This window comes from Bacteroides oleiciplenus YIT 12058 (assembly GCF_000315485.1).
GTDB lineage: Bacteria > Bacteroidota > Bacteroidia > Bacteroidales > Bacteroidaceae > Bacteroides > Bacteroides oleiciplenus.
In genome coordinates this window covers 1,019,283-1,033,949 of the sequence record NZ_JH992941.1, presented here as the reverse complement: position 1 = coordinate 1,033,949, position 14,667 = coordinate 1,019,283, and the positions used below count along the sequence as shown (strand labels likewise).

Sequence of the window (14,667 nt, the reverse complement as noted above, 5' to 3'; positions counted from 1 at the left end):
GGAGACACAACCTATGAAAAGTAAAAAAATCATTTTAATTCGTAGCCTGTTTACAGTCCTTTTCTGCCTGTCGGCAGTGATGCTGTTTGGTCAGCAAAATAATACAAAACAGCTGAGGACAGAACAGACAACACAAGTTGGAGGGCAGCATGCCGGTCAGAAAGTAGTGACAGGTGTTGTCCGTGATGACAATGGAGATCCTTTGATTGGTGTGAATGTACAAGCGGTTGATACACAAACGGGTGTCATAACCGATGTAAACGGAAAATATTCAATACAGGTATCTTCCGGTGCTAAACTGTCCTTTTCTTATATTGGATTCCAGACACAGACTCTGTCTGTTGGTACGGGTTCGGTACTCAATGTCAGAATGTCCGAAGATGCTCAATCCTTGGAAGAAGTGGTAGTCATCGGTTATGGTCAGGTGACTAAGAAAGATGCAACCGGAGCAGTGGCAACCCTGAAAGCCGGCAACATGAACAAAGGTGCAATCACCACTCCTCAGGATATGCTTACAGGAAAAGTGCCGGGTTTGCTGATTGTTCCGGGCGATGGACAACCGGGGTCCGGTACCACCATCCGCATCCGTAACGGCTCCTCTCTATCTGCCAGCAATTCTCCTTTGATAGTGATTGACGGAGTTACAACATCAGATGATGCCGGAGTGGGTATGTCGAACGTGCTGGGAGCATTAAATCCCGAGGATATAGAATCATTCAGTGTTTTGAAAGATGCTTCCGCAACAGCCATCTATGGTTCCAGAGCCTCTAATGGAGTCATCATCATCACTACGAAAAAAGGAGGAAGTAAAGCGCTGAAAGTAGAATACAGCAGCACATACAGCGCCAACGTAAATTCGGGTAAAGTACCAGTCCTTGATGCTGATGAGTTCCGTGCCTATATTGACGAGTATTATCCGGAAAACACGTTATCCGGGGCAGCAGTTCACAAAGCCATCAATTATACCTATCCGGATGGTACAATCGGATATTATAATACAGACTGGCAAAAGGAAATCTATCGGATAGGTCTGTCTACCGACCAGAATATAGGAATATCCGGAGGAGGTGATAAATATCCTTTCCGTGTATCCCTCGGGTATACCGACCAAAATGGAACTTTGAAAGGTTCCAATTTCCAGCGCTTTACCCAGGCTGTCACATTTACTCCTAAATTCTTTGATAAGCATTTAAGTGTGAGTGTCAATCTAAAAGCTATGGAGAATAAAAATAAATATGTATCTACCGGAGCAATCAACGCTGCTGCTGCATTTGATCCGACAAAGCCGGTACACTTTTATAATGCGGACGGTTCAATTGATTACAATAAATATAATGGTTATTTTCAATGGCTGAATCCGGACGGATCTATCAATCGCAATGGCTCGGAAAATCCTGTATCACGACTTAGTGGCTACTGGGATGAGACACAGGTATTCCGTTCTTTCGGTAATATGCAGCTTGATTATTCATTCCATTTTTTACCGGAATTACATGCCAACCTGAACCTGGGATATGATTACACGAAAAATGATGGTGATAAAGGTAATTATCCCGGATCGTATAGTTCGTATACAGATGCCATTTTACCTCCGGGACAAGGAAGGTATACTGATTCCAAATCTACCCGCGAGAACTATCTCCTGGATTTCTATTTGAATTACGTAAAAGACATAAAAGCAATTCGCAGCAAGATTGACGTCATGACCGGTTATTCATGGCAACATTTTAAAAGAGATGACCAGAGTCAGACTTACTCCAATTCGTTAGAGAATTATGAATCGGTATTTATTTCGGAGAGTGCAGCTCCTAAAGAATATTATTTGATTTCACTCTTTGGACGTTTGAATTATACATTTATGGACAAGTATCTGATTACTCTCACATTGCGTGATGACGGAACGTCCCGTTTCTCTCCTTCTAACCGTTGGGGCCTCTTCCCTTCTGTAGCATTAGCGTGGAGAATGTCCGATGAAGCTTTTTTCAAGAAATTCGATAAGCTGAGTAACTTAAAGTTCCGCGCTAGCTATGGTGTGACGGGACAGCAGAATATTGGTTCAGATTACTATCCTTATATTGCAACCTATAATTTGTCAACCATCACTTCTACTTCACAATATCAGATCGGAGATAAATTCTATCAGATATTGAAACCGGAAGCTTATAATGAAAACATCAAGTGGGAGTCTACCGCCACCTGGAATGTGGCATTGGACTGGGGATTCTTTAATAATCGTTTATCGGGTAGTGTCGACTTGTTCTACAAAGAGACTTCCGATCTATTAAACTCCATTCCCATTCCCGCCGGTTCTAATTTTACGAATAAGATGACCGCCAATATCGGTAATTTGGAGAATAAGGGGGTTGAAATCAATGTCAATGCCACTCCTATCGTAACAAAAGACTTTTCTTGGGATATCGGCGTAAACGCTACCTGGAGCAAATCAAAAATTACTAAACTGACCGCCATCTTCAATCCGGACTACGTGGGAGTACCGACCGGAGGTATCAGTATGGGAACGGGTAATAACATTCAGATACACAGTGTGGGGTATGCTCCTAATACATTCTATGTATATGAACAGGTATATGACGAATATGGTAATCCGGTTCAGGATGCATTTATCGACCAAAACAAGGATGGCATCATCGATGACAAAGACCTTGTACTTAAACACAAATCGCGTCCAGATGTATTCTTCGGATTCAATATGTTGTTCCGTTATAAGAACTGGGACTTCGGTTTTAATGCACATGGAAGTATTGGAAACTGGGTATTCAACGATTACAATTCCGCACGTTGTTCAGCCGACTATACGTTCAGCAACGGACAAACAGTACGCAACATACCTGAGTTTGTCGTGAAAACTTCAAAGTTCCGCAATCCTATTACCGTTACTCAGGCAAAGAGTGATTTATTTCTGGAAAATGCATCTTTCCTGAAGTTGGATAATATCACCCTGGGCTATTCTTTCAAAAAACTATTTAATAGTAAACTTGGAGGACGTGTCTCATTCACTGCCCAAAATCCGTTTGTTATCACAAAATACTCAGGATTAGATCCGGAGGTGAGCAGTGGTATTGACAATAATGCATGGCCACGCCCTCGTATCTTTGTATTAGGTTTGAATCTTAACTACTAAAAAATGATCTGTTATGAAACTGAAATATATTTTACTATCAATACTGTTCTCGGCAATGACGATTTTATTTGTGTCTTGCTTCGACGACCTGAACACTACCCCGCTTGATCCTAAGCTGTATACGGCAGATAAAGCGTATTCTACCCCTGAAAGTTATATGCAGGGATTAGCCAAACTGTATGCAGCACTTGGCCTATCCGGACAAAGTGGACCTGCCAGTGCGGAAATTGCTGATGTGGATGCCGGAACCTCTCCATTCTTGCGTACATTTTGGTATATGCAGGAATTCACTACAGACGAAGTGACATTCACTCAGTCCGACCCGGGATGTCCCGAACTCTCTTACAATACATACAGCACCTTGAACAATCCGATAATTTCAGGTCTCTATTATCGTCTCTTGTTTACTATTACCATGTGCAATGATTATCTGAAACAAACCACAGACGAGCGTTTGAATGACCGTGGAGTAGATGATGATCTCAAGGCTAAAATACAGTATTATCGTTCTGAAACCCGTTTCCTTCGTGCTTTAATGTATTATCACGCTATGGATATGTTTGGAAATACTCCTTTTATTACAGAAAACGATCCAATCGGTACTTATTTGCCTCCACAACGCTCACGTGCCGAACTCTATAGCTTCATTGAGAGCGAACTTCTGGAGTTATCAGACGATCCGTATATGACCGAACCGAAACAGAATGAGTATGGACGTGCCGACAAAGCAGCTGTCTGGATGTTACTGTCACGCTTATATTTGAATGCAGAAGTGTATATCCAGACACCTAAATATGATGAGTGCATGAAATATGCTCGCAACGTGATTAGTGCAGGATATGATTTATGCCCTAACTATGCAGAACTTTTCATGGCTGACAATGGTGAAAATATAGATGCACGTAAAGAGATGATTTTCACGATCAACTTTGACGGACGCTGGACTCAGTCTTATGCGACACAATTCCTGGTAGCAGGCTCACGAGGTCCTAACGATCCTAACTTTACCCAAACGAGCGGTATCTCAAAGAGCTTCAAAGGTTCTCGTGCTACATTGACTTTCGTCCGTCACTTCTACCCGGGAATTGATGATTTCCTCGGAACAATGGATGAGGTGGTTGATGATGGAAACGGATCATTGGGAAAGTATGTAAACACTTTGGATAACCGGGCTATTTTCTTTACCCCGACTTGTCATTTGCCTATGTCCAAAAATGCCGGTTCGAGCACCTTTATTTATGGCTGGCCTTCCTATAAATGGACCAACCTGACACGTGAAGGTATACCGCCCTCATATACGGATGAAAATGGGAATGTAATTTCTTTGACTGAATATCCAAGTCTGGACTATCCTTTGATGCGCCTTGCCGAAGCCTATCTGAACTACGCTGAGGCTGCGGTGAGAAAATCCGGAGGAACATGTACGGATGCATTGGCACTGGAAAAACTTAATGAGTTGAGACATCGCGCAAAAATACAGGCCGAAGACCTGAGCTCTTTCACTCTCGATTATATTTTCGGTGAACGTTCCCGCGAGCTTTATTGGGAAGCATTCCGCCGCACGGACCTGATCCGTTTTGGTAAATATTCCGGGAATGATTATACATGGGAATTCAAGAACGGAACTTTCCCCGGTTCTGCTGTTCCCAAATATAGAGAGCTGTTTCCTATACCCGCTTCAGATATCGGCGCCAATCCTAATCTGACTCAGAATCCGGGCTATGACAATGCCGTTTCCAATCAATAACCTCTTAAAGAAGATTAAATATGAAAAAGTTAGTTTATTCAATAGTTAGCATAATTTCTCTTCTTTGCCTGGCGTCTTGCGCACAAGATGAGAAGCTGATACTGGACCCTGATAATTTTGTTGCCAGTTCCTGGAAACAGACCTTTGACGATGTGTTTGTTCTGGATAAGAATGCTGCCGAGACAGATTTGGCCGTCATAGAATGGACCCCTGCTCAATTTGGCTACGATGCGATTATTTCCTACGCCATTCAGCTGGCTGTAAAAAAGGAAGGAGTAGATATAAATAATCTGACATACACAACGTTTGCAATTACCAATGAAAACAAATATACGGTGAAAGTAAAAGACCTGAATGCCGCCTTATTGTCGGCCGGAGCCATCAAACGCCGGCCTACGGACATTGTAATGCGCGTTGAAGCCACTATCAGCACAGCCTATGCATCATTGACATCCTCCATATCCGAATTCAATGTGACTACGTTTTCCAGTGATCCTGATTTGCTTTATGTAATAGGTGATTATACCGACTTTACAACAAATAACGCAGAAGTATTATATTCTCCCGGCTGGAATGGAGAGTATGAAGGATATGTGTATTTACCCAAGTTGGACCAAGGTATAAAATTGGTTGAAGAACTGGCACCGGAAGTTGAATGGGGAGCGCCGGCTTCATTCACTCCAGGTACAAGCCTTGCTCTGCAGGCGGGAGGAAACGTTATTGCTCCGGGGGCTTTTGCACCGGGTTCCAATAAAGAGGAAATACTCGATGGACCGGGATTCTATAAAATGGTAGTCAAAATCACGGAGAACGCAAAGACTATGACACTTTACAAGTTCTATAAAGAGTTTTTCGTGTGTGGACAGCGTAATATGGGTTATCCTCAATGGGCAAATTCCATGTCAGCTCAAAATCCTGAAGAAGGAACAGGAGCTGTTCTGACATACGATTCGGAAGGAAAAGTATGGACTGCCAAGCATGTGTACGTTCCGGAATATCAAACAGACGGAAGTGGTGTACCCAATACCTCTAAGTTTGAATTCAAATTCAGGGCGAATGCAGTGGGCAAAACCTGGGCAAATGCTGCCAATATGGGAGCTACCGACAATAAGGTGGAAAAAGGTAATCAATCGGGTATCATATCCGGTACAAAGAATATTCCATTTCTTGCAACGGAAGGATATTATGACTTCAATGTGTATTTGCAGGAATATCCTTTCCGGTATGAACTGGTACCCAGTGTTGATGAGTAGTTGTCAGGTTAATTGAGCGATTAGAATCGGGCTGTATCGTATATTTCCGATACAGCTCGTTCTTTTATAGTACTGAATTAAAAATTACATTTTATGAGAGCTTACATATTGTTTATCACACTTCTGTGCACTTTATCCCTAAAAGCACAGATTGTAGATTGTACACCATCTAGGCCAACAGGTGACGATGAAGTTACTGTGACTTTTGATCTGACCAAGTGTTCCTTTCAGAAAGCTTCTTTAGTTGATTTTGAAGGACCGATTTATTCACATATGGGAGTTATCACTTCCGAAAGTCCGAGTGGTACTGAATGGAAATCCAGAATTGCTTTGTGGCCGGATAAAACAACACCCGACAAATGTAATATTGATGCTGTTAAACTCCAGAAGGTCGGGGATAACCTCTGGCAGCTTAAAATTACCCCGTCCGTTAAAGAGTTTTTTATGCAAAACACTCAGATGGAACCGCCTTACGAGTTTAAAGTAGACGAGCAATTACTGAGTGTTGAGTTTGTGTTGCGTAATGCGGATGGCACTATGGACGGAAGAGCTACCAGTGATAAGAAAACGAATATAAAATTACTGCTTTCCCATACAATAGATCCGGGAGAAGAGAGTCCGCGCCCGGAAGGAGTGCAAAGAGGTATTAACTACCACAATGACAAAAGCCTCACTTTAGTGCTGTTCGCTCCGGGAAAGCAATTTGCGTATTTAATGAGCGAACTGAGCAACTGGGAAGTGAAGGAGGATTACCGGATGAAAAGAGATGGTGACTACTTCTGGATCACTCTGGATCATCTCATTCCCGGGAAAGAATATGCTTTTTATTACCTGGTTGATGGCCTTTTGGATATCGCAGACCCTTATGCCAATAAGATACTCGAAAGGAAGTTCGACAAAGGAATATCCCCCATTGCATATCCTAACCTCATGGGATTTCCGGAAAAATGTAAAGCTGATATTGTATCTGTGTGGCAAACGGCAAAACCGGAATATCCATGGGAAGTGACCGATTTTAAAGGCGTACGTCAGGACCGATTGACGATCTACGAACTCCTGCTTCGCGATTTCACACGCAATGGCGAATATAAAGGAAATCTGAAACTAGCCCTTGAGAAATTGGATTATCTGAAATCATTGGGAATCAATGCAATCGAATTAATGCCTTTCTGTAAGATAGATGGAATAACCAATTGGGGATATCACTCCACTTTTTTCTTTGCAACAGAAAAAGTGTATGGAACTGAGGAGGACTATAAGAAATTTATAGACGAGTGTCACAAACGCGGAATAGCAGTGATTATGGACATTGTATTGGATCATGCATATGGTACTTGTTCCTTAGTCAGACTGTATGCTGATCCTCCGGGAAATACCAAAGCACAGCCTGCGGCAGATAATCCCTGGTTCAATATGGTTTCTCCCAATACGAAATATTCATGGGGAGCCGATTTCAACCATGAGAGTAAAGAAACACAAATTCTTTTAGATAGTATTTGTGCTTTCTGGCTAAAAGAGTATAAACTAGACGGCTTCCGCTTTGATTTCTCTAAAGGATTTACCAATACTCCGGGAGATGGTTCTGCATACGATCCGGATCGGATTCGCATTATAAAGAGATTATCGGATGAAATACGGAAACGTAAAAGTGATGCTTACCTCATTTACGAGCATTTGGCTGGTGATCAGGAAGAGAAAGAACTTGCAGAATATGATTTAATGCTGTGGGGAAAGCAATATTCTCCTTTCAGCAATGCTATCAATGGAATTCAGAAAGGTAGTTCGTTTAAGGGAGCTATGGCTTCATCTAAAGGATGGAGTAAAAACAACCGGGTAACTTATATGGAGAGTCATGACGAAGAGCGTGTTGCATACAATGCTTCAGTGAATGGAATAGGAAATATTCGAACGAAGTTGGAGGTACGTATGAAAAGATGCGGAACTGCTGCAGCCTTTTTATTTATGATGCCCGGTCCCAAGATGATGTGGGAATTTGGCGAAATGGGGTACGACATCTCTATTCAGTCAAAAGAAGGTACAGACGAACTTAGTTCCAGCTATGAAGGTGAAACGAAACCTCCCCATTGGGAGTTCCTGGAGATTCCGGAACGAAAGGCTTTATTTGAGACTTATTGTAAACTGCTAAACTTCAGGGAACAGTATGCCCATGTGATATCTGATGGAGAATTCATAGGAAATGTGGATGAGACAGACTGGCCCATCCGCCGTATTGAAGTGATCCATCCAGACCTTCATTTTGTTTTGGTGGGCAATTTTGGTACTGCTGCGAATATTTGCATCCCAAATTTAAGCAGTGGAGAGAATTGGTATGATTTTGTAACGGGTAAATCTGAGATGGGAGGACCTTTTTCTTTACCGGCCGGAGAATTCAGGTTATATATAAATAAGCCTGTAGAGATTACTTCTGTAGACATGTTTCCGGAAGAAAGTCAACAAATGGCTATTACTCCTACAATTGCAAAAGAAGATGTTCAGATATTATTATCTGGAATTGTTAAAGTGCAAATTATTGCAATGAATGGAACTGTAGTAGATGATCAGATTCCTGTGAACCATACTTTCAATGTCAGCAAGTTGAATAAGGGATGCTATCTTGTGCTTCTGACTGGAGAAAAAGGAAAGCAGACGGTAGCTCATCTTATAAAGCGATAGTAAAGTTTCGTTTTATTAGGTTGTTGGTTCCAGTACGCTGAAACTGTTTGTTTCAATAGGTTGAAATCAACAACCCCCTTAATGGGAATTGGATTTGGTAATGGTGAAGCAGAAAATGGATACTAATAAGAGACAGATATAAAAAGCGTACTATCAATCTGTAATCCATAGTAATTTGCTATTTTTGCAGGCAAAACATAATGAACCGGATGAAGTTACGTACTGTTATATCCCTTTCTTTAGTAAGTCTGTTTGCTGTTGTACTGATACAATTAGGCGGAATGCTTTATGCTTTTCATGCGCAGATGCAAGAGGCTGAAAAATCACTGAACAAATGTTTCTGGATGGCTTTTTCGGAAACAGTGGACAACTTGGTGAACAATCTTCCCTATCCTGATAACTCCGTAGCCATTGCTACGTATGGTCCCAATCCCAAATACAAACGGCTGGACGGGAATGAAATGAACAACCGTACTGCACAGCAGGCAGCAACCGCCTTGCAGCGCGTATATGGTGTGAAAGAAATTCCGTTGGCGACCATTGATAGCGTGTTGCATCATAAATTGCAAAGGCTGGACATGGGCGGTGGACTGACCGTGGAGCGCATCAATACCCATACAGGCGAAGTACTGGAAAGTACCAATCCTCAAGTAAACGTAAATAGCTTTGCTGCCGTTACTTCCGAGGCTGCTTCTACTTTTAAACCCCGTGGAGAGGCGGTTCGCGCCATTCTTTCTTTCCCTTCCAAGGAGATGGAAAAGAAGCTTTTATTGCTTTCATTCATCACCTTGCTGCTGTTAAGCACGGCCATCTACGCCCTGATAGTGCAGATGAAATCTGTATTCCGCCAACGAAACAGTTTGCAGGAGCAACAGCAGAATTTCTATGCATTGGCCGAGGAGATGAAGCACCCCGTCAGTCGCATGAAAAACTTGATAGCAACGGAGGGATGGGAAGAGATAGAAACACAGAGCAATCTATTGTTTGAAGAGACCAATGCTACCCTGACGTATGCCAAAACTGAGGCCGGGCAACAGAATACAGGCAGGCGTATTTCTCTGAAAGCGGTTTCCATTGCCAGTCTGGTCGGGGTATTCTTTTTGCTGGCTGTATGGTCGGGATATCTGTACTACACAACGTCCCAGAAGATAAGATATCAGGCGGAAGAGCAGTTGGAAGAGGCTTTCTATCGGGAAGCTGACCGTTATCGTTATCCGCTCTTTAAGAAAGCGAATCCCGATTTCGAGGAGGATCGTTCACCAACTGTCTTTCTTCCCTATGCGGATCGCTTTATGAAAGAGATTATTAAAGTGTATAAGGAGAAAGGATATCGCTACCGGATAGATTTACTTTTCGTGAGGCATATCTACAATAAATTCGATGAAGACTTCCGAATTAAGATGGTCTATGACATACAAGATACTATCAGCCTACGCAGCCGTGTGCCTATTCCGTTTTCACTGCAATTTGCCGATAGCGTTTTTCAGTATCAGCTTTCGGAAACAGGCTTTCCCGATAGGGCGGACATACACTGGATTAAATATCCGTCGGAAGAGTTGATACTCTATACCGGCAGTCCGTCCGTTGGCTTCGGAGATATTACGACGAAATTATTCCCATTGGATAAGGACAGTACAAGTTGCATCCATGCTGTGGTTCGTTCACCGCAGCGCACTATTATGGGGGCTACGTGGTATATGCAGGTGCCGTTGCTTATTGCTTTTCTTTTTGTTTCTTTTTGCGTCTTCTTCCAGATACGCATGTTGCGTGCACAGCGCCGCCTGGAACAGTTTCAGAAAGACTTTACATACTCTATGATACACGATATGAAGTCTCCGTTGCAGTCCGTCATGATGGGAGCGCATGTTCTGGCAAGCGGTAAGTTAGCCGATAAATCGGAGAAAATCTCCCGCTATAAACAGGCGATGGAAGACGAGTGTGAACATCTGCTGACACTCTCCAATCGCGTAGTGATGCTGACACAGATAGACCGTGGAGAACTGGAGCTTCATAAAGAAGAGATACTGTTGAGGCCTTTGTTGCAGGATATTTCCGAGAAGTTCCAACTGAAAGCAGCGAAGAAAGTTCTTTTCGAGATAGATTGTGAGGAAGGATGTACGGTATATGCTGATGCTTTCTGTCTACGTGAGGTGCTTTCCAATCTGGTGGATAACGCCATTAAATATTCTAAAGAAGAAGTTACGATAACTCTTTCGGGCGAGAGGACAAAAGACGGGAGTATTGTTAAGGTGCGTGATAATGGTATCGGCATTCCTCTTCGTGAGCAGCATAAGATATTCGGGAAGTTTGAAAGAGTGGCCTCCGGTAGCCAAAAGACAGGAGCATCCGGTTTTGGTTTAGGGTTGAATTATGTGTTGCAAGTGGTGGATGCACACGATGGCGTGGTAAAAGTGGAAAGTGTGGAGGGAAGTTACAGTGAATTCACGATGCACTTTTGAGTTAAAAAAGCTTGCTGTTAAAGCGAAATGTTGCCAACTGCTTGTTATTCAGCTAGCCTTTTGTTATTTTTGTGTACACTATTCATAAAAGTAAAGGAGGGTATATGCGTATGAAACAAAAAGTCAACATATCGTTGCTCCCAATCCGTTTGGGATTATTCTTACTGCTGATTTCTGCTCCGCAATTGCTTTCTGCACAAGAAGGAGACAGCATAGGCGTTATCCGTGACCATATGCAGGTAAAGCCCAAAGATATTTGGCAACCTCTTCCGCTTAAGCCTCTTCTGGAGCAGGTGCCCACTTCTGCCCCTTCTCCTTTGCCTTTCCAAAATTTATCAGAGAACTTTTCCGATTTTTCTTTGAAAGATGAAATACGCCTGCCTTATCAGGTTAATCCTTCTTTACTTTTCCGGGGTGATTTTAGTACAGGTGGCGTCATGCAGCAATTTTCTCATGGAGAACTGTTCGGTTCCGGATCACAGACAAGTGTGCCGGGAATTGGTCGTTTCAATAATGCTTCGTTAGGATACCGGCATGTTTTCAATGACAGGTGGGCGTTGCAGCTTCGTGCCGATGCTATGAAGATAAACATGTCCCGCATCACCGGACAAGCATTCAGCACCTCAGGCAGACTGACTTATCGTGCTTCCGACCGGCTTGCTTTCAATGTATTCGGTTCTTATGACATTGGAAATTCCTACGGGATGAGTACCGACCGTTATGGTGCCACCATGTCTCTCGATATGTCCGACCGCTTTGGGATGGAAGTGGGGGTGCAACGGTATTACGATGGTACAAGGGGGCGTTGGGAGACGGCACCGGTGGTGATTCCTTATTACCGTTTCGAGAAGTTTAAACTGGGGCTGGATGTTGGCGGAATCTTATACGAGATACTCCGTAACGTCGTCTTCGATAATCGGGGAGTGGGAGACTTTGGTGGTGGACCAACGATTAGACCACCCCGTTTCTCGCTGCCAATCCGATAGAGCGGATTATTTATTTCAGGTAATCATTTACGTGTAGCAATTTGTATTCGGGTGAACACTCAAACAAGTAGTTCAGAATAGTCATGTGTCCTGCGCCGAATATCACCAGTATTCGTTTGCCTGAATCTTTGGGAATGCGTTGGACATTCCGGAATATTCTCAGGTTACGGTTGAACCATCTTCCGGATTCAAAGTCCACTCCGGTATAATCCCCCTCAGCAGATTCGTATTTGAAGTGACCGATAAGATAATTTCCCAGGTCTTTTTGGATTAGTTCGGGTTCGTTCAGATGCATCAATTGGGCGAGTATCCCTTTTTGTTTGAATATGGGCTCATCCCTTTGGTATAATACGGAATCAGGACTATCTGTAAAGCTCTTATCAAACGCTATGAATTTATCACTGTTGTCGTCTTCCAGCAATGCTTCGATGGCTGCGGTATGCGTCCCCCATGCATCTGCACAATACATCTTCGAATGGCACATCTTTGCTACTCTGAAGCCGAGTTGTTGCACTTCATTTCTTGAAAGTTTATGATTTCCGGCAAGATATGCATTAAAAAGGGAATCGGTCTCCTGCTGTTTGTATACCGGCCATTCAACGACAATTGCGTCCGGTTTGAATTTTGCCAGTTTGTTGGCTATCAATTCTATTTCTTTCTGATATTGGGGTGACAGAACATCTATCTGGTCGTCCTCGGCTACTTGTTGCACATCAAGGTTGGGGAATTCGAAGTGGAAGACTCCTAATGTAAGGACGTCTGCCTGTTGTGCGTATCCTTTGGTAAGGAAGATGCTTGCCAGGATTAAAGTTAAAACAACTTTCTTCATCGCTATTATTATTTGTTTGATGCCCAAAGTTAGTTAAACTTATTGATTTGGAATTCTTTACTCTTGATTTATTTGCGTTCAGCCAGTAATGTTCTGTCATTGCCGTTGCTGCTGCACTTTACTGCCAGATTCCAGGAGTTTTCCTTTTCATTCCAGTTGTAGCTCTGATAATTTACTTCTTCTCCATTTGTCTGATAAACAGCCTTTGATTTCACTCTTGTATAAGCATTGTCTGTTGCATTCCACAAAGCATATTTCACGGTTACTTCTCCATCTACATATGTCATTGTCAAGCAGTGATTCTTCTCGAAAACCTGTGCCTTTCCGTTCCATTTCAATACTTCTTTTTGAGAGATACGTCCTTCGGTATCATACGTATAATTATACTTCAAATGATTGTGCAGATACTTTTCATTCTCTACCTTGAATACGGTTTGGCTTTCTATACGTTCTGCACTCATTTCGCTGTTATAGGCAAATTCTTTCAGATTGTTATTACTCATTACGTTTACTACTGATGTCAATGCAAATACTACTGATAATACTAAAACTTTCATAATCGTTTTATTTTTTAAGTTATACATTTCGTTACTTTTGATGTTGCAAAGGTAGGGCAGAGGAAAGAAGATGAATGTTATCGCAATGTTATCTTTAGGTTAACGAATAATTTATTACTTTTGTAGCGTATAGCATTAATTATTAATGAAAACAGAGTTAGACGAATTATTGCGGTCCGATTTCCTTTCCGAAGTAAAGGGAATTATTCGGCAGGCACGTACAAATGCTGTGCGGAGTGTTGATTTCTGTCGGGTACAAATGTACTGGTCGCTTGGAAAGCGCATTCTGGAAGAGGAACAGGATGGAAAGGAGCGTGCTGATTATGGAACTTATCTCCTGAAAAAACTCTCAAGGGAACTTGTACCAGAGTTTGGAAGTGGTTTCTCTTACCGTCAGTTAGCTTTCTGTCGTCAATTTTACAAAACTTATCCAATTGTGAACGCACTGCGTTCACAATTCAATTGGACTCAATATAGGCTTCTCATTCAGATAGATAATTTGGATAAGCGAGAATATTATGAATTGGAGGCTATGAATAATTGTTGGACAGCACGTGAACTGGAACGACAAATTAATTCCGGTCTTTATGAACGTCTTTTATTAAGTAATGATAAGGAAGCTGTTCTATCTGTGGCCCGTAAAGAGCGTATTCCTGAAACACCCCTGGAGATTATTAAAGATCCTATGATTTTAGAGTTTCTCGGATTGAAGAGAGAAGCATCCTATTATGAGAAAGATATAGAACAGGCATTAATTACGCATTTGCAAATGTATGTGAACTATTATGACCGTGAGGAAAAGCTTCCAGAGGAGAATCCTACTATTGGTATATTGCTTTGTGCAAATAAGAATGATACAGTCGTTCGTTATTCTTTGCCCAAAGATAATAGTACGATTTTAGCGAGTAAATACCAGATATATCTGCCTTCGGAAGAACAGCTTGTGAAAGAGTTGAAGAGAGAATTAATAGAACGGTCGTTGATTGAAAATGATAGACAGGGAGATATAAAGTAGATATAA

Annotated in this window: 9 protein-coding genes; 7 read left to right on the top strand and 2 right to left on the bottom strand. The window is 42.2% G+C overall.

Annotated elements, in window-relative coordinates; translation table 11 throughout:
• Window positions 1-13: 13 nt before the first annotated feature.
• The 6 genes from HMPREF9447_RS11745 (at window position 14) to HMPREF9447_RS11720 (ending at window position 12,260) form a co-directional block, all read left to right on the top strand.
• A complete protein-coding gene (locus HMPREF9447_RS11745; protein WP_167549117.1) occupies window positions 14-3,142 on the top strand; it encodes a SusC/RagA family TonB-linked outer membrane protein in 3,129 nt (1,042 codons plus the stop codon).
• 13 nt (window positions 3,143-3,155) lie between these two features.
• Entirely contained in the window at window positions 3,156-4,889 is a 1,734-nt protein-coding gene (locus HMPREF9447_RS11740) for a RagB/SusD family nutrient uptake outer membrane protein (RefSeq protein ID WP_009129954.1), read from the top strand.
• A gap of 20 nt (window positions 4,890-4,909) precedes the next feature.
• Window positions 4,910-6,142 (top strand): SusE domain-containing protein, encoded by a 1,233-nt coding sequence (locus tag HMPREF9447_RS11735; RefSeq protein ID WP_009129953.1) that lies wholly within the window; start codon window positions 4,910-4,912, stop codon window positions 6,140-6,142.
• Window positions 6,143-6,235: 93 nt separating this feature from the next.
• Entirely contained in the window at window positions 6,236-8,815 is a 2,580-nt protein-coding gene (locus tag HMPREF9447_RS11730) for an alpha-amylase family glycosyl hydrolase (protein WP_009129952.1), read from the top strand.
• A gap of 200 nt (window positions 8,816-9,015) precedes the next feature.
• On the top strand, window positions 9,016-11,274 hold the full coding sequence (locus HMPREF9447_RS11725; protein ID WP_244267605.1) for a sensor histidine kinase: 2,259 nt from the start codon (window positions 9,016-9,018) through the stop codon (window positions 11,272-11,274).
• Window positions 11,275-11,378: 104 nt separating this feature from the next.
• The gene (locus tag HMPREF9447_RS11720; protein ID WP_009129950.1) at window positions 11,379-12,260 is read left to right on the top strand and encodes a hypothetical protein; all 882 of its coding nucleotides are present in this window, start codon (window positions 11,379-11,381) and stop codon (window positions 12,258-12,260) included.
• 10 nt (window positions 12,261-12,270) lie between these two features.
• Here the strand turns inward: HMPREF9447_RS11720 and HMPREF9447_RS11715 are convergent, their stop codons facing one another.
• Entirely contained in the window at window positions 12,271-13,089 is an 819-nt protein-coding gene (locus HMPREF9447_RS11715) for a DUF5694 domain-containing protein (protein WP_044138050.1), read from the bottom strand.
• A gap of 68 nt (window positions 13,090-13,157) precedes the next feature.
• A complete protein-coding gene (locus HMPREF9447_RS11710) occupies window positions 13,158-13,673 on the bottom strand; it encodes a DUF3836 domain-containing protein (protein WP_262482428.1) in 516 nt (171 codons plus the stop codon).
• A 118-nt stretch (window positions 13,674-13,791) separates the two neighbouring features.
• Here HMPREF9447_RS11710 and HMPREF9447_RS11705 point away from each other — a divergent pair, with 118 nt between their 5' ends.
• Window positions 13,792-14,661, top strand: coding sequence for a PDDEXK nuclease domain-containing protein (locus HMPREF9447_RS11705; protein WP_009129947.1), 870 nt, complete (start codon window positions 13,792-13,794; stop codon window positions 14,659-14,661).
• Window positions 14,662-14,667: the final 6 nt, after the last annotated feature.